13 protein-coding genes and 5 pseudogenes are annotated in these 16,324 nt (G+C 69.8%); 13 read left to right on the plus strand and 5 right to left on the minus strand.

Translation table 11 applies throughout. From position 1 onward, the window contains the following. Positions 1-130 precede the first annotated feature (130 nt). Together ACIPFH_RS17075 and ACIPFH_RS17080 are read left to right on the plus strand one after the other, a co-directional pair. Positions 131-421 carry a hypothetical protein gene (locus ACIPFH_RS17075; RefSeq protein WP_401827306.1) on the plus strand — a complete coding sequence of 97 codons (291 nt, stop codon included), beginning with the start codon at positions 131-133 and terminating at the stop codon, positions 419-421. Further along, a pseudogene (locus ACIPFH_RS17080) lies at positions 393-1,336 on the plus strand (integrase core domain-containing protein). The gene ACIPFH_RS17075 and the pseudogene ACIPFH_RS17080 overlap by 29 nt, the downstream one beginning before the upstream one ends. On the opposite strand, the pseudogene ACIPFH_RS17085 reads toward ACIPFH_RS17080, so the two are convergent. From ACIPFH_RS17085 to ACIPFH_RS17100, 4 pseudogenes are all read right to left on the minus strand, one after another. Then, positions 1,321-2,046 (minus strand): annotated as a pseudogene (locus tag ACIPFH_RS17085) (integrase core domain-containing protein); the annotation flags it as partial. The pseudogenes ACIPFH_RS17080 and ACIPFH_RS17085 sit on opposite strands and share 16 nt — an antisense overlap. Further along, a pseudogene (locus ACIPFH_RS17090) lies at positions 2,045-2,476 on the minus strand (transposase); the annotation flags it as partial. The pseudogenes ACIPFH_RS17085 and ACIPFH_RS17090, both read right to left, overlap by 2 nt. 17 nt (positions 2,477-2,493) lie before the next feature. Next, positions 2,494-2,979: pseudogene (locus ACIPFH_RS17095) on the minus strand (IS110 family transposase); the annotation flags it as partial. Between the two features lie 101 nt (positions 2,980-3,080). Further along, positions 3,081-3,355, minus strand: a pseudogene (locus ACIPFH_RS17100) (family 43 glycosylhydrolase); the annotation flags it as partial. Positions 3,356-3,954: 599 nt separating this feature from the next. Between ACIPFH_RS17100 and ACIPFH_RS17105 the strand changes: the two are divergent. Next, positions 3,955-4,182 carry a hypothetical protein gene (locus tag ACIPFH_RS17105; RefSeq protein WP_401827307.1) on the plus strand — a complete coding sequence of 76 codons (228 nt, stop codon included), beginning with the start codon at positions 3,955-3,957 and terminating at the stop codon, positions 4,180-4,182. On the opposite strand, the gene ACIPFH_RS17110 is transcribed toward ACIPFH_RS17105, so the two are convergent. Next, entirely contained in the window at positions 4,160-5,923 is a 1,764-nt protein-coding gene (locus tag ACIPFH_RS17110; protein ID WP_401827309.1) for a PucR family transcriptional regulator, read from the minus strand. The two genes, ACIPFH_RS17105 and ACIPFH_RS17110, sit on opposite strands and share 23 nt — an antisense overlap. Before the next feature lie 250 nt (positions 5,924-6,173). On the opposite strand from ACIPFH_RS17110, the gene ACIPFH_RS17115 reads away from it, so the two are divergent. From ACIPFH_RS17115 to ACIPFH_RS17160, 10 genes are all read left to right on the plus strand, one after another. Continuing rightward, positions 6,174-6,695: a general stress protein gene (locus tag ACIPFH_RS17115; RefSeq protein ID WP_401827311.1), complete on the plus strand. Its 522-nt coding sequence runs from the start codon at positions 6,174-6,176 to the stop codon at positions 6,693-6,695. Positions 6,696-6,764: 69 nt separating this feature from the next. After that, positions 6,765-8,681, plus strand: coding sequence for a molecular chaperone DnaK (gene dnaK / locus ACIPFH_RS17120; RefSeq protein WP_401827312.1), 1,917 nt, complete (start codon positions 6,765-6,767; stop codon positions 8,679-8,681). Between the two features lie 10 nt (positions 8,682-8,691). Further along, positions 8,692-9,276 (plus strand): nucleotide exchange factor GrpE, encoded by a 585-nt coding sequence (gene grpE, locus ACIPFH_RS17125; RefSeq protein ID WP_401827314.1) that lies wholly within the window; start codon positions 8,692-8,694, stop codon positions 9,274-9,276. 6 nt (positions 9,277-9,282) lie between these two features. Beyond that, on the plus strand, positions 9,283-10,218 hold the full coding sequence (locus ACIPFH_RS17130; RefSeq protein WP_401827316.1) for a DnaJ C-terminal domain-containing protein: 936 nt from the start codon (positions 9,283-9,285) through the stop codon (positions 10,216-10,218). Next, positions 10,218-10,586, plus strand: a complete 369-nt coding sequence (locus ACIPFH_RS17135; protein ID WP_401827318.1) for a chaperone modulator CbpM — start codon at positions 10,218-10,220, stop codon at positions 10,584-10,586. Before ACIPFH_RS17130 ends, ACIPFH_RS17135 begins: the two co-directional genes overlap by 1 nt. Next, a complete protein-coding gene (gene clpB / locus ACIPFH_RS17140) occupies positions 10,577-13,216 on the plus strand; it encodes an ATP-dependent chaperone ClpB (protein WP_401827319.1) in 2,640 nt (879 codons plus the stop codon). Before ACIPFH_RS17135 ends, clpB begins: the two co-directional genes overlap by 10 nt. Next, positions 13,213-13,671: a thioredoxin gene (trxA, locus tag ACIPFH_RS17145; RefSeq protein WP_401827321.1), complete on the plus strand. Its 459-nt coding sequence runs from the start codon at positions 13,213-13,215 to the stop codon at positions 13,669-13,671. Before clpB ends, trxA begins: the two co-directional genes overlap by 4 nt. 6 nt (positions 13,672-13,677) lie before the next feature. Next, the gene (locus ACIPFH_RS17150; protein ID WP_383273759.1) at positions 13,678-13,938 is read left to right on the plus strand and encodes a UBP-type zinc finger domain-containing protein; all 261 of its coding nucleotides are present in this window, start codon (positions 13,678-13,680) and stop codon (positions 13,936-13,938) included. Beyond that, positions 13,938-15,719, plus strand: coding sequence for an FAD-dependent oxidoreductase (locus ACIPFH_RS17155; RefSeq protein ID WP_401827322.1), 1,782 nt, complete (start codon positions 13,938-13,940; stop codon positions 15,717-15,719). The genes ACIPFH_RS17150 and ACIPFH_RS17155 overlap by 1 nt, the downstream gene beginning before the upstream one ends. Before the next feature lie 47 nt (positions 15,720-15,766). Beyond that, positions 15,767-16,264 carry an Hsp20/alpha crystallin family protein gene (locus ACIPFH_RS17160; protein ID WP_401827324.1) on the plus strand — a complete coding sequence of 166 codons (498 nt, stop codon included), beginning with the start codon at positions 15,767-15,769 and terminating at the stop codon, positions 16,262-16,264. Positions 16,265-16,324: the final 60 nt, after the last annotated feature.

The following is a 16,324-nucleotide window of genomic DNA, read 5'->3' on the forward strand; positions in this document are numbered from 1 at the left end:
CCGGAAGTCGCGCGGAGGGGCCGGCCAGGCGCTCGCTCTCGGAGACACCGCTGCGGCCAGGGCGGCGTTGAGCGAGTGATTGCGGACGGATGCCCCTCGTCGTGCTCAACCAGAGGTCCATGGTGTCGGGTTGTTGAAGCTGCTCACCAGTCCTGAGACCGACCAACGGGGTGGTTGGAAGCACCCCGAGTGCGAGGTGTGGGCGGGTGCTCTGAACCATGCCGACCTCGACGCCCTCAAGCAGCGTGTGTTCGAGATGCCGTGGCGCGAGCCGAACCTTGCCCTTGCCGAATACCTCATCCACGCAGGTGGGATCGGGTTTGGGCGTTGGCCGAGGCCGATCGAGTCGCCGGTATCGCGCGGCGCCGGTTGGCGCGGCATGATGATCGGTCGTGCTGCTGAGATTGGCGTACCTGGGTAACGCGTTCGCGATGCTGCGACTGCTGCCGATGAGCGACCGGGAAAAAGATGTCGAGATCCTCGCTCTGCGCCACCAGATCGGCGTGCTGGAACGGCAGCTGAACGGGCAGCAGGTCCGGTTCCGCGCGAGCGACCGGGCGTTTTTGGCGTCGCTCCTCCATGGCCTGCCACGGGAAGTGCTGCGCCGGATGCGGCTGCTGGTGCCGCCGGACACGGTACTGCGCTGGCACCGCAACGTCATCGCCCGCCGACACGCTTCCCCGTCCCGGCCGAAGCGCGGAGGCCGGCCCCGCACCGTGCACTCGGTCCGGGCGCTGGTGCTGCGCCTGGCCAGGGAAAATCCAAGTTGGGGCTATCGGCGTCTGCACGGTGAGCTGCTCGTCCTCGGGGTGAAGGTGGCAGCATCCACGGCGTGTTCGCCGTGATCGGGCACGCGAGCCGCCGGATCCGGATCCTGGGCGCGACCATGCACTCGACCGCGTCCTGGGTGGTCCAGGCTGCGAAGAATCTCGTCATGGACCTCAAGGACGTCGGCTGCCGGGCTCGCTGTCTGATCGGGGATCGGGACGGGAAGTTCCCCCGGCCGTTCGACGAGGTGCTCAAGGACGCGGGTATCCAGGTGGTGCTCAGCGGCGTCCGGATGCCGCGCATGAACTCGATCATGGGGCGATGGGTGCAGACCTGCAGGCGAGCGCTAGACCGTACGTTGATCTGGAACCAGCGCCATCTCCTGCGCCCCCTGCGCGAGTTCGAGACGTTCTATAACGAGCACCGGCCGCACCAGGGTCTTGCGAATGCCCGCCCTCTCCACTCGCTGCCCGCTCCGATCGAGGACCCGGACCGGATCGCCCATCTGGACATACGACAGCGAGCGCGACTCGGCGGCACCCTCCACGAGTATCAACATGCCGCCTGACCAGCATGGAGGAGGTATTCGCAGGGTGAGCTGCTCCGAATCGGTGATCGGTGATCGGTGATCGGTGTGGGGAGCGGGTGCAGTGGGCGGGTGTTGGTGATGCCCTGGTGGGACCGGTGGGAGTTGTAGAACTGCTCGAACTCCCGCAGTGCGTGGAGGAGATGCCGCTGGTTCCAGATCAGGGTGCGGTCCAGCAGTTCATGGCGGCAGGTCTGCACCCATCTCTCCATGATGGAGTTCATGCGGGGGATCCGGATGCCGCTGAGCACGACTTCGATCCCCGCGTCGGCGAGGATCGTGTCGAACAGTTCGGGGAACTTCCCGTCCCGGTCCCGGATCAGGTAGCGGGCCTGGCAGCCGGTGTCTTGGAGGTCCGTGACGAGGTTCTTCGCGGCCTGCGTCACCCAGGAGGTGGTCGGGTGCGCGGTCACCCCCAGGATCCGGATGCACCGGTCGGTGTGCTCGATGAGCGCGAACACGTACAGCCGCGCCCCGGACAAGGTGACGGTTTCGAAGAAGTCGCACGCGAGGAACGCGTCCGCCTGAGAGCGCAGGAAGTCCGCCCAGGTACTGGACGTCCGCTCGGGTGCCGGCGGGATCCCGGCGTCCTTGAGGATCTCCCAGACCGTGGACGCCGCCACTTTCACTCCGAGGACGAGCAATTCACCGTGCAGGCGCCGGTAGCTCCAGGTCGGGTTCTCGCGGGCCATGATCCAGCGGGCGGGTGCGGAACGCGGTCAGCGGCTCGTCCAGCAACGTGCAGATCCGCGAGACTTCGGACTTGGAGATCCCGCTGTCCCCGCCGAGGGCTTTGACCAGGTCATCGACGCTGCGCGTGGAGACGCCGTGCGCGTATGCCTCCATGATCACCGCGTAGAGGGCCTGGTCGATGCGGCGCCGGCGCTCCAGCAGCGACGGGAAGAAGCTGCCGGTGCGGACCTTTGGGATCTCCAGGTCCAGATCGCCGGCCAGCGTAGTGAGCACCTTGTCCCGGTGCCCGTTGCGGACGGTGGTCCGCGTCGGTGTGTGCTCGTTCCACTCCGCGCCGATGTGGGCACTTGCTTCGGCCTCGATCAGCTCCTGCACCATCCGTTCGGCGATGGCGCGGATGAGCTCGATCCGTCGGTCGAGCGTAGACACCTCACGGCGCTAGCGTGTCAAGCTGCGGCAGCGAGTCCGGTGGGGAAAGCGGTCTGTTCGTCGAACAGTTCGTGCTCTTGAAGGCAGTAGTAGAGCTGGCCGAGCATGCGGTTGAAGAGGTTGCGCTGGGCGGCTGCGTGCCAGTCACCGTGGTCGTCGCGGCGGCGCCGGTAGTGGGCCTTGGCTCCGGGTGAGGCGGTGATCGCGGAGAAGGCCCAGAGGTAGCCGGCGTGGTTGAGGCGGTCGTTCTTGATCCAGCGGCGGGTGATGCTCGACTTCTTGCCGGAGGCCCTGGTGATGGGCGAGGAGCCTGCGTAGGCCTTCAGGCTGCGAGCGTCGGCGAAGCGTGTGTGATCGTCCCCGATTTCGGCGCGGACCCGGGCGCCGAGCTGGACGCCCAGTCCGGGGAAGCTCAGGAGTACCTCGGCGTCCGGGTGCTGCGGGAACGTCTCTTCCACCGCCTTCGCGAGGTCATCGGCGGCGGTGCAGGCGGCCTCCAACTGGGTCGCGCACGAACCCTGGTCGACCCGGCCGAAGGCCGCGGCGGGCTCGCCCTGCGTCTGCTCCAGCTTCGAGTACTACCCCGGTGTCCCCATCTTCCACAGCCGGGACCGCCGCGCGGCCGGACTCCGAGAAAGACCATCCACCACGAACCGTCCGGCCCCAGCATCGGCCGGTCGAGGGCGTTGCCGATCTGGGTCCAGTGCACCAGGTTCGCGTCCCACTCGGTGACCGGCATGCCGGTCCTCCGGCGACGGTGCACCAGCAGTTGCCCTCGTCGTCCCAGGCGAGGTCCGGGTCGATGCCGTGCACTCCGGGCAGCCAGACCGGATCGGACCAGGGGCCGGCCGGGTCGGTGGCCGTGAACAGCAGGTTGCCGAACGGTCCGCCGAAGATCCACCTGCACACGCGGAAGCCCGCTGCCTGGAGACAGATGACCCCTTGCCCCCAGCGAAACACCCCGTGACCTGCGATGTACCAAAGTGCCAACTATCTCTCTGATTGCGGGCATCCGGCTGCTGAACCTAGTTGGCATCAGCGCAGGTCACGAACATTCCCTGGTGCCAACTACCGATCCTGGTCACACTCCCTGTGACGAGGCTTTTTTGGTTGGCATGAAAGCGGGATGGTTGGCACTGAGCGGAGCGCTTGGTCTGACGCGCGATGGGCTTGGCTTGTTGGCGCTGACCTGCTGATTCCTCAGTGCAAGCGCACCGGGCCGTGCGGGGCTCAGGCGGCGGCCGATACTGAGGTCGCCGGCGTCCCGGATGTTGAACGGCGCCGGCCTGATCCTCTGGGCGCCCTCGCCGCCCATCTGCGTCAGGCGGTGGTGGCCGACGGCGTGAACGTGGCCAACGCCGACGGGAACCTACGGGCGACGGTCGTACTGCTCCTGGTCGGACTCGTCGCCGTCCTGTGGCCGGCCGAGCGGCACCCCGCCTGGCTCATCCCCCCAACTGCGCGCCACCGTACCGGTGTTGTGCTCCCTGCTCTACGCGGTGGGCACGCTGCTCGCCGGGCCGCAGGCCCTGTCGGCCCCGGGCGGGATCGCGATCCTGCTGTCCCGGCTCTTCATCGCCGTACGGCACTGCAGGCCGCCGTGGGCCGTGGTGTTCGGCAATGCTGAACGGCGTCGCACTGCTGCTCACGCCGCTGCTGCGCCGACCCTCCGGGTGGCCGCGGTCAGCGCCGCCCACCCAGGATGATCTTCCAGACGCGCGTTGCCACCTGCAGATTGAGCCGGGTATCCACATCCGACAGGTCGTGGTCGCTGATCTCACGGATGCGCTGCAGCCGGTAGCGCAGGGTGCTGCGGTGGACCGTCAGCGCGGCGGCAGCATCGTCGTAGTTGCCTCCGCAGTCGAAGTAGCGCGAGAGCGTCTCCACCAACTCCGTGTCGTGCCCTGCGTCGTAGTCGATCAGCTGGCCGAGCCACTCTCGCACGAAGCCTTCGAGCTCCCGGAGAGAGTTGCCGGGCCCCAGGATCCGATACAGCCCGAGGTCGTCGAAGTACGTCGTCCCGCTGCTCTGGCGGGAGTTCTGCCGCACATCCAGAGCCCGCAGTGCCTCCTGATAGCAGCGGGGAACGCCGTCCGGGGAGTCGCAGGGGGTGCTCACCCCGATCGCTCCTTCGGGCGTCCCCAGCTCCTGGGCCAGCGCCGCGTGCATGGCATCGTCGTTGGGCTTTGCTTCGGTCAGCAGGACCACCCGGTCGCCGCGACGGGTGATCAGCGGACGGGTCGCCGTGGCGGCCGCCGCTTGCTCGACGGCGCGGGTGAAGGAGTCGTCAGGGGCGTTGCCGGGCCAGTGCACCACGACCACGTAATGGGTACGTTGCAGGTCGTGGCCGACTGCTTCGGCCCGGGCGTAGGCACTCGTCTCGTCAGTACCCTCCAACAGGTCATCGATCAGCTGGCGGCGCAGCCGCAGTCCGACCTCGATGAGTTCGCGCATATGCATGAGCTCCTGGGCGAGCGACCGCTGGGCGTGATCCAGGGCGAACATGGTGTGCTCGTCGGCGGTCGCCTCGGGGTCCTCCAGGGCGAGTACGCCGAGGAGTTCGCCGCGCGGCCGGGCCAGGGTGATCAGCCGGTCCTTGACTCTGACCGGGCCCGCCTCGTGCGCGACCTGCCGCAGCATCCCTTCCTGGTGGGTCGGGGACCGTACCGGGTAGGGGTCGGGCCGGTCGGGACCGGCCCAGGACCTCAGGTTGCCGAACCGGTCCTCGATGAGGGCGGACAGCCCAGTGAGTTCGTACAGCGCCTGGGTGATGGCGTCCTCGCCGCCGCCCCGGGCAGCGACGCCGGCCAGGGCCTCGTGAACGGTCTTCTGCAGGCGCAGCTTGGAGCGCACAGTGTCCAACTGCCCCAGTGCTGTGTCCCGTTCGGTGCGGAGCCGGCTCAGTTCACCGGCGTTGCCGCGGTGCGTGGCACGCGAGGCCGCCACTGCCATGGCCGCCGATGTGAGCGCCACGAGGGTCGAGAGGAGGAAGTGCCCCTGCTCATCGGGCCCGGAGCGGGAGGAGACCACCAGGTAGCCGAGCAGGCCGCCGGCCCCGCGCAGACCGAACGCCCAGTTCCAGGACCGCTCCGGAAGGGAGACAGAGCCGTCGGCCTCGTCCAACTCCTTCATCCATGCGTCGTCGACCGTTGGCGCTCCCGCATCGTGGCGGGGAACGCGGGACAAACCGTCGCCCGTCGCGAGGTATCCGGCCTCGGCGCGGTAGGGACCAAGGGCACTGACGTGCCGCATGGCCAGCCGTACGATATCGCTCTGCTCCGTGCAGGTGAACAGGGTGTGGGACAGCATCAGCAGCCCGTGTGGATCCAGCGCCGCGAGCTGATGCGGGTCGGGTTGTTCGGTGCCCGCGGTGTTGCTCGGGTGGGGGGTCGCTTCATGGTCGGAGACGTGAGCGGACAGTCTCCTTGACGGGCGCTGGCCGACCATAGATCACTCCGTTCTCCTCCGGTCGTCGGAGGCGATCGAGCGAGTCGTGGGATCCACGCCTGGGCGAGCCCTGCACACCCAGCCTAGCCAGAAAAATCCATCTTGTTCGACTTTGCGCCTCACTCTCGTGGGCCGACCGGCTACGCCGAATTCTGACCTGCGGGGTGCAGGCGGAGCGCGCTGCTCTCTTGCCACTCTGGGCCTGTCACGGATCGCCGGGCGCACCGGCGACCGCGGGAAGGACTGGCTGATGAACGAGCAGGCCCGCAGGACCATCGCCTCGTACACGACCTACCAGGAGGCGGAACGCGCCGTCGATCACCTTTCCGATCAGGGTTTTCCCGTCGAGAGGGTGGCCATCATCGGGCAGGACGTGCGCCTGGTCGAGCAGGTGACCGGCCGCCTGGGACATGGCGGGGCCGCACTGCAGGGCGCGGCGAGCGGCGCCCTGCCCGGCGCACTGATCGGGTGGATCTTCGGGCTGCTGAACTGGCTGGACCCGGTCGTGTCGGGACTGCTCCTCGCCTTGTACGGGCTGGTTTTCGGAGCACTCGTCGGCGCCCTGCTCGGTCTGCTGGTGCACGCGGCCCAGCGTGGCCGCCGGGACTTCGCCTCGGTGAGCTTCATGGAGCCCAGCCGGTACGACGTCGTCGCCGACGACGCGGTCGCCGACGAGGCGGTGCGGCTGCTGGCCGAGCTGCCAAGCGGGACCGGCACGAGCGACGGGGCTTGGAAAGGCAGCCGCCCGCGGAGCGGTCCCGCCATCACCTGAGCGAGTGCGGAAGACCGGGCGCGACTCCGAGTGGCAAACGGGGACCGCCCGTCGCGGAAGGAGTTCCTCATGGCCAAGGCAGTAGGCATCGACCTGGGCACCACGAACTCGGTGATCGCCGTCTGGGAGGGCGGCGAGTCGACGGTCGTGCCCAACAGCGAGGGCAACCGCACGACGCCGTCCGTGGTGGCCTTCACCGACACCGGCGAGCGCTTGGTGGGCCAGCTGGCCCGCCGCCAGGCGATCCTCAACCCCAAGGGCACCATCTCCTCGGCCAAGCGGTTCATCGGCCGGCACTTCGACGAGATCTCCGAAGAGGCCAAGGCCGTCGCGTACGACGTGGTCGAGGGAGACGGCGGCGCCGCCCGCTTCAAGGTGCGCGACAAGCTCTACGCGCCGGAGGAGATCAGCGCGCAGGTGCTGCGCAAGCTCGCCGACGACGCCTCCAAACAGCTGGGAGAGCGGGTCACGGAAGCGGTCATCACGGTGCCCGCCTACTTCAACGACTCCCAGCGCACCGCTACCAAGGACGCCGGACGGATCGCCGGCCTGGAGGTGCTGCGGATCATCAACGAGCCGACCGCGGCCGCCCTCGCCTACGGCATGGACAAGAAGCAGCACGAGACGGTGCTCGTCTTCGACCTGGGCGGTGGCACCTTCGACGTCAGCATCCTCGACGTCGGCGACGGCGTGGTGGAGGTACGGTCCACGGCGGGCGACAGCCATCTGGGCGGCGACGACTTCGACCGCCGACTGGTCGACCAGCTCGCTGACGGCTTCCAGAAGGAGAACGGCATCGACCTGCGCCAGGACCCGCAGGCGCTGCAACGCCTGTTCGAGGCCGCCGAGAAGGCCAAGACCGAGCTCAGCTCGGTGACCCAGACGCAGGTCAGCCTGCCGTTCATCACGGCCGACGCCTCTGGGCCCAAGCATCTGACCACGACGATCATGCGGTCCACGTTCGAGCAGATCACCGGCGACCTGGTGGAGCGCTGCCTCGGCCCGGTGCGGCAGGCCATGGACGACGCCAAGGTCAGTGACAACGACATCGACGAGGTCATCCTCGTCGGCGGCTCCACCCGCATCCCCGCCGTCCAGGCCCTGGTGCGCAGGCTGACCGGCGGCAAGGACCCCAACATGAGCGTCAACCCCGACGAGGTCGTGGCGATGGGCGCCGCGATCCAGGCCGGGGTCCTCAAGGGCGAGGTCAAGGATGTCCTGCTGCTCGATGTCACCCCGTTGTCGCTGGGCGTGGAGACACGCGGCGGCGTGATGACGAAGATCATCGAGCGGAACACCACCATCCCGGTGCGCCGCACCGAGACCTTCTCCACCGCCGAGGACAACCAGCCCGCCGTCGACGTCGTCGTCCTGCAGGGCGAGCGTGAGCTGGCCGCCGACAACCGGGTCCTGGGCCGCTTCCAGCTCACCGACATCCGCCCCGCGCCGCGCGGCGAGCCGCAGGTCGAGGTCACCTTCGACGTCGACGCGAACGGCATCCTCAACGTCACCGCGCGGGACAAGGACACCGGCAAGGAGCAGGGCATCACCATCAGCGAGAGCTCCAACCTCGACGGCAGCGAGGTCGAGCGGATGGTCCAGGAGGCCGAACGCAACCGCGGCCAGGACCAGGCCCTGCGCGAGGCAGTCGACGCGCGCAACGAACTGGACGCCATCGCCTACCAGGTCGAAAAGCGCCTCGGCGAGCTCGGCGACGCCGCGCCCGCACACGAGAAGGCCCGCGCCGAGATGCTGGTGGCGGAGGCCCGCGAGGCGGTCAAGAACGAGGCCGGGGTGGACAAGGCCCGGCCGCTGGCATCCGAACTCCAGCAGGTCTTCGCGGGCCTCGCGGCCCACCAGGCAGGAGCCGCCGCGGGCGGTCCCGCGGGCACCGGCTCACCGGACGGATCCGGGCCCGGCGGGGCCGCGCCGAACGGCTCCGGGGGCGACGACGATGTGATCGACGCCGAGTTCGACAAGGGCTGAGGTGCTCGCCATGCCCATCCCACCCCGGGGCCGAGAGCCCGACCCGCCGCCGGAAGGCGCCGTACAACCGCCGCGCGGGGACCTCGAGCAGCCTGGACCGCGGACCGAGGAGGCCGAGCCCGGGCCCGACGCCGCAATCGGCACCGCCGCACCCGACGACGAATACGCGGCCGCCCTGCGAGAGGCCGAGGACCGCTGGCGGCGTGCCCTGGCCGACCTCGACAACCTGCGCAAACGCCACGCCCGGGAGCTGGAGCGGGTGGCCGGGGCCGAACGCGCCCGTACGGCTGCGGCCTTCCTGCCCGTCATTGACAACCTGGAACTTGCCCTCAACCACGCGGCCGCCGACCCCGGTGCGATTGTCGAAGGCGTCCGGGCGGTGCGGGACCAGGCCGTGAACGTCCTGGAGCGGCTGGGCTACCCGCGCCACGCGGAGAGGGGCGTGTCGTTCGATCCGGCCCGGCACGAGGTGGTCGGGGTGGTCCAGGATCCCGACGCCGATCCGAACACCGTGGTCCAGGTGCTGCGACCCGGTTACGGGGAGGCCGAGCGGCAGCTGCGGCCTGCCGCCGTGACCGTCGCCAAGCGGGAGTGACCGTCCATGGCACGCGACTTCTACGAGGTGCTCGGCGTTCCGCGCACCGCCGACCGGGACGAGATCCAGCGGGCCTACCGCACCCTGGCCCGCAGGTACCACCCCGACGTCAACAAGGACCCCCAGGCGGAGGAGCGGTTCAAGGAGATCAATGAGGCCTTCAGCGTCCTGTCCGATCCTGAGCAGCGAGCCCGGTACGACCGCTTCGGCGAGGACTTCCGGAAGATCCCGGAGGACTGGGAGGAGCGGGTCGCCGCCGGCGCCGGAGCCGGCAGCGGCTTCCGGCGGACCACCGGCGGCGGCCCCCGGGTGCGGTACTCCACGGCAGGCTTCGGGGACGAGGGGGTCGACGTCGAGGATCTGTTCGGCTCACTGTTCGGCGGCGCCGGGCGGATGCGCGTGCCCGGCGCCGACCAGGAGGCCGAACTGCCGCTCACCGTCGAGGAGGCCTATCGGGGCGGGCGCCGTACGGTCACCATCGCCGGGCCCGCAGGGCAGCGGCGTTACCAGGTCGACGTGCCGCCCGGCACCACCGACGGACAGCGCATCCGGCTGGCCGGGGAGGGCGGGCGCGGGAGCGGCGACGACGTTCCCGCCGGGGACCTGTTCCTGAGGGTGCGGATCCAGCCGCACCCCGAGTTCCGCCTCGACGGCCGGGACGTCCACGTGAGGCTTCCGGTCACCCCGTGGGAGGCGGCGCTGGGCGCGACCGTGCCGGTGCCCACGCCGAGCGGTTCCACGGCGAAGGTGACCGTACCCGCCGGGTCCTCCAGCGGACGGCGCCTGCGGCTGCGCGGCGAGGGCATGCCGGGCCCGCGCGGCGCGAACGGAGACCTGTACGCGGAACTGCGGATCATGGTGCCGCCCCGGTTGAGCGACCGGGAGCGCGAGCTGCTGGAGGAACTTGCCGCTGTCTCCTCGTTCGACCCCAGGAGGACCTGATGAGCGACCGACCGGCCGAGGCCCGCCCGTCCCATGCCCGCACGACCGAGATGGGCGTGCAGTACGCGATCGTGGCCGTGCCCAAGCTCTCCCTGGAGACCGTGGCCCGCCGCTCAGGCCTCCATCCCGACCTGATCCGTAGGTTCGTCGCCCTCGGACTGGTGGACGCCGGCCGTGACGCCTCCGGACGGCTGGTGTTCGACCCCACGGCCCCGGCCGCCCTGGCCCGCGTCCAGCGCTTGCGCACCGGGCTGTGCCTGAACTACGCATCCGTCGGTCTGGTGCTCGACCTGCTCGACCGCATCAGCCTGCTCGAAGCCGCGCTGCGGCGTGCAGGCATGAGGAGTGATCTACCACCATGGACATGAACCGCCTGACGCAGAAGTCCCAGGAAGCCCTGCAGGAGGCCCAGGGCGCCGCCGGCCGCCTGGGCCACACCGAGGTCGACGGCGAGCATCTGCTGCTTGCCCTTGTCGACCAGGAGGAGGGCCTGATCCCGCGGCTGCTCCAGCAGGCGGGCACCGAGCCCAAGGAGTTGCGCGAGGCCGTACGCGAGGAGCTCTCCCGCCGGCCCAAGGTGACCGGCCCGGGCGCGGCGCCCGGCCAGGTCTTCGTCACTCAGCGCCTGGCCCGGCTGCTGGACGCGGCGGAGCGGGAGGCCAAACGCCTCAAGGACGAGTACGTGTCCGTGGAACACCTGCTGCTGGCCCTGGCCGAGGAGGGCTCGGCGACCGCCGCCGGGCGCCTGCTGAAGGAGCACGGCGTGACCCAGGAATCCTTCCTCGGCGCGCTCACCCAGGTCCGGGGCAACCAGCGCGTGACCTCCGCCAACCCCGAGGTGGCCTACGAGGCCCTGGAAAAGTACGGCCGTGACCTGGTCGCCGAGGCCCGGGCCGGGCGGCTCGACCCCGTCATCGGCCGGGACGCCGAGATACGCCGCATCACCCAGATCCTCAGCCGCAAGCGCAAGAACAACCCCGTCCTGATCGGCGACCCCGGCGTCGGCAAGACCGCCATCGCGGAAGGTCTGGCCCAGCGCATCGTGCGCGGTGACGTGCCCGAAGGACTGCGCGACAAGACGGTGTTCGCCCTCGACATGGGCTCGCTCGTGGCGGGCGCCAAGTATCGCGGCGAGTTCGAGGAACGCCTCAAGGCCGTACTCAGCGAGGTCAAGGCCGCCGAGGGGCGGATCCTGCTCTTCGTCGACGAGCTGCACACCGTCGTCGGCGCGGGCGCCGCCGAGGGCGCCATGGACGCGGGCAACATGCTCAAACCCATGCTGGCACGCGGCGAACTGCACATGATCGGCGCGACCACCCTGGACGAGTACCGCAAGCACATCGAGAAGGACGCCGCCCTCGAACGCCGCTTCCAGCAGGTACTGGTCGACGAGCCGAGCGTGGAGGACACCATCTCCATCCTGCGCGGCCTGCGCGAACGCCTCGAGGTCTTCCACGGCGTCAAGATCCAGGACACCTCGCTGGTCGCGGCGGCGACGCTCTCCCACCGCTACATCACCGACCGGTTCCTGCCCGACAAGGCCATCGACCTCGTCGACGAGGCATGTGCCCGGCTGCGTACCGAGATCGACTCCATGCCCGCCGAACTCGACGAGATCACCCGGCGCGTCACCCGCCTGGAGATCGAGGAAGCCGCCCTCTCCAAGGAGACCGACCCCGCCAGCAGAACCCGCCTCGAAGAACTGCGCAAGGAACTGGCCGACCTGCGCGCCGAGGCCGACGCCAAGCACGCCCAGTGGGAGGCGGAACGACAGGGCATTCGCCGCGTACAGGAGCTGCGGCAGGAACTTGAGCAGGTCCGTCACGAGGCGGAGGAGGCCGAGCGCGCCTACGACCTCAACCGCGCCGCCGAACTCCGCTACGGCCGCCTCCAGGACCTCGAACGCCGGCTGGCCGCCGAGGAGGAGCAACTGACCGCCAGGCAGGGCCAGAACCGGCTGCTGCGGGAGGTCGTCACCGAGGAGGAGATCGCCGAGATCGTCGCCGCCTGGACCGGCATCCCCGTCGCCCGCCTCCAGGAGGGCGAACGCGAGAAACTGCTGCGCCTCGACGAGATCCTGCGCGAGCGCGTCATCGGCCAGGACGAGGCCGTCAAGCTCGTCGCCGACGCCATCATCCGCGCCCGCTCCGGCATCCGCGACCCTCGCCGCCCCATCGGCTCGTTCGTCTTCCTCGGCCCCACCGGCGTCGGGAAGACCGAGCTGGCCAAGACCCTCGCCCGGACCCTGTTCGACTCCGAGGAGAACATGGTCCGCCTCGACATGAGCGAGTACCAGGAACGGCACACCGTCAGCCGGCTCATGGGGGCCCCGCCCGGATACATCGGCTACGAGGAAGGCGGCCAGCTCACCGAGGCCGTGCGCCGCAAGCCGTACTCGGTCGTACTGTTCGACGAGATCGAGAAGGCGCACACCGATGTCTTCAACACCCTGCTGCAGATCCTCGATGACGGCCGCATCACCGATGCTCAGGGCCGCACCGTCGACTTCCGCAACACCGTGATCATCATGACGTCCAACATCGGCTCCGAGCACCTCCTCGACGGCGCCACCGCCGAGGGTGAGATCAAGCCCGACGCCCGCGCCCTGGTGATGGGCGAGCTGCGCGGGCACTTCCGCCCGGAGTTCCTCAACCGCGTCGACGACATCGTGCTGTTCAAGCCGCTCGGTGAGCGGCAGATCGAGCGGATCGTGGAGCTGCAGTTCGACGAGCTGCGGCAGCGGCTGGCCGAACGCCGCATCACCGTCGAACTCACCGAGGCGGCCCGGGAGTTGATCGCCCACCAGGGCTACGACCCGGTGTACGGGGCCCGGCCGCTGCGGCGTTACATCTCCCACGAGGTCGAGACACTCGTCGGGCGCGCCCTGCTGCGCGGCGACGTCCAGGACGGCGCGAAGGTCCGCGTCGACGCCGAGCACGCAGAGCTGGTGGTCACCTACGACCAGCCCGAGGACGTGAAGGGAGCGAAGGCGGCATGAGTACCGTGCACGCCACCAACGTCACCTGCCCGCACTGCGGGCGCACCAACCGGGTACCCGTGGCAGCCGAGGGCCGCCCCAGGTGCGGCAACTGCAAGCAGCCTCTGCCGTGGATGGCCGACGCGGGCGACGACGACTTCACCGAGGTCGTCGAGCAGGCCACCGTGCCCGTCGTCGTGGACCTGTGGGCCACCTGGTGCGGCCCCTGCCGCATGGTGAGCCCCGCGCTGGAGAAGGTCGCCGCCGATCTCGCGGGAACGATCAAACTGGTCAAGGTGGACATCGACCAGAACCCGCGCCTGGCGCGACGGTTCGAGGTCCAGGCCGTACCGACGCTGCTGGTCCTCGACAAAGGACAGACCATCGCCCGGCAGGCGGGTGCCGCACCGGCCCCTGCCCTGCGGCGGTGGGTGGAGCAGTCGATCGCCGGCCGCGAACCGGCCGGGAAAGGATGATCGGCCATGACCGTACGAACCGACCCGCACCTCGCCCTCGTACGCCCCGTCACCCCGCGCGCTCCAGGATGCGAGGAATGCCTCGCCACGCATTCCCCCTGGGTCCACCTCAGGCTCTGCCTGACCTGCGGCCACGTCGGCTGCTGCGATTCCTCGCCGAACCGACACGCCCGCCGTCACGCCGCCGCCGACGGCCACCCGATCGTGGCGTCAATGGAACCCGGCGAGGACTGGCGATGGTGCTTCGTCCACGAGGCGCTCGTGTGATGCCCGGCGACGAGACGCGGCCGGGTGCAGCGCCGGTGCCGGACGAGGCGCAGGAGAGCGTCCCCTTCGAGACCCCCGACATCTACGGCGCCTATCCCCGTCTGTCGGACGACGAGATGGCCCGTCTGGCGCAGCATGGCCGGCGGCGCGCGGTTGACGCCGGTGACGTGCTGATCCGGGAGGGCGAGCGGTGCGAGGCGTTCTACGTCGTCCTCAGTGGCTCGATCGCCATCGTCGAGGGCTTCGGCACGCCCGGCGAACGCCTGCTGCGCGTGCACGGCCCTGGCCGCTTCATCGGCGAACTCGGCCTCCTGAACGGACAGGTGGCCTTCTACACCGCCGCGGTCAGGGACCCCGGCGAGATCCTCGCCCTGTCCATGGATCAGCTGCGCGACCTGGTGACCCGGGACTCCCTCCTTGGTGATGTGGTGCTGCGCGCCTGCCTGGGCCGCCGTGCCCTGCTCGTCGGTCAGGGCGCCGGTTTCCGCATCATCGGCTCGCGCTACTCGCCCGACACCCGGCGGCTGCGCGAGTTCGCCGCCCGCAACCGGCTGCCGCACCGCTGGATCGATCTGGAGACGGACCAGGAGGCCGAGGCGCTGCTGCGCCGCTTCGCGGTCGGTCCTGAGCAGACGCCGCTGGTGATCTGGCGGGACACCACCCTGCTGCGCAATCCGAGCAACGCCGAACTGGCCCGGTTGATCGGCTTGCCACCCCTGCCGTCGGGCAACGGCCGCAGCGATCTCCTGATCGTCGGCTCCGGTCCGGCCGGTCTCGCCGCCGCGGTGAACGCCGCCTCGGAGGGCCTCGGCACGACCGTGGTCGAGGCGATGGCCACCGGCGGCCAGGCCGGGACGTCCTCCCGCATCGACAACTGCTTCGGCTTTCCTTCCGGCATCTCCGGCGCCGAACTCACCGAGCGCGCTGTGCTCCAGGCGGAGAAGTTCGGCGCCCGAATCAGCGTCCCGGCGGAGGCGGCCCGGCTCGAACGGCGGGACGGCCACTACGCCGTCGGGTTCGCCGACGGCAGCGAGATCACCGCCCGTACCGTCGTCCTGGCCACCGGCGCCCGCTACCGCCGCCTCCATGTGCCCGGCATCGAGCCGTTGGAGGGCGCGAGCGTCCACTACTCGGCGACCGTCTACGAGGCCCAGCAGTGCCGTACCGATCCGGTGGCGGTGGTCGGCGGCGGCAACTCCGCAGGCCAGGCCGTGCTCTTCCTGGCGGGGTACGCACCACAGGTGTATCTGCTCGTCCGTGGGCCGAGCATCGAGGCACACATGTCCCGCTACCTGATCGATCAGATCGAGCGCCACCCGCGGGTGCGCGTGCTGCTGCACACCGAGATGACCGAGGCACTCGGCGACAAGGCGCTGGAGGCGGTCACCGTGGTCGACCACCGTACGGGCGAGCACCGCCACCTCGCGGTGCGGGCCCTGTTCGTCTTCACCGGCGCCGACCCTCACACCGAGTGGCTGTCCGGCGCGCTCGCCCTCGACGCGCGCGGCTACGTGCTCACGGGCGCGGAGGCACAAGCCTGCTCCGTTCCCGAACTGTGGCAGAGCCAGGGCCGCGACTGCCTGACGTTGGAGACGAGCCTGCCTGGCGTCTTCGCCGCCGGCGACGTCCGCAGCGGCTCGGTGAAGCGCGTGGCCTCCGCGGTCGGCGAAGGCGCGATGAGCATCCACTTCGTGCACCGCTACCTGGGCCACACGGCCGCGCCCGGCGGCACCGACACCTCCCCGCACACCCGTCCGAAGGAGTCCGCTTGGCTCGCATGACACCCAGCGGGCGACGAGATCACGAGAAGGAGAAGGAGGCGATGGGAATGGCCACACCCGTCCGGCGCCACCGCGGTGGCGCAATGCAGGACAGGCCCCTTGGCTGGGCACGCAATCCGCTGACGGAGTTCGACCAACTGCTCAGCGAGATGAGCGGACTGATCGAATCCACGGTGGGAGGTGCTGCTCCCGCAGTCGCGTGGACACCCCTGGCGGATGTCACGGAGTCCGACGACGCCTTCCACGTCGAGATCGAACTCCCCGGCGTCAAGGGCAAGGACATCAACGTCGAAGCGAACGGCCAGGAGCTGGTGGTCACCGGAGAGATCAAGGAGAAGGAACGCAGAGGCGTCCTGCGCCGGAGCACCCGCCGCACCGGATCCTTCGAGTACCGACTGCGGCTGCCCGGAGAGGTCGACACCGAAAAGATCAATGCGCAGATCTCGGACGGAGTGCTCACCGTCACCGTCCCCAAGGCCGAGGTCACAAAGCCCCGCCACATCGAGATCAGCGAGACGGGGGAAAGCACCGAGAGCAGCGGCTGAGACGCGAAGGCCGCGGTTCCGGACGCACGTCCGGCACCGCGGCCGGGCCGGCGAGGCTTA

Origin of the sequence: Streptomyces sp. NPDC088157 (assembly GCF_044741545.1) — a bacterium.
Classification (GTDB): Bacteria; Actinomycetota; Actinomycetes; order Streptomycetales; family Streptomycetaceae; genus Streptomyces.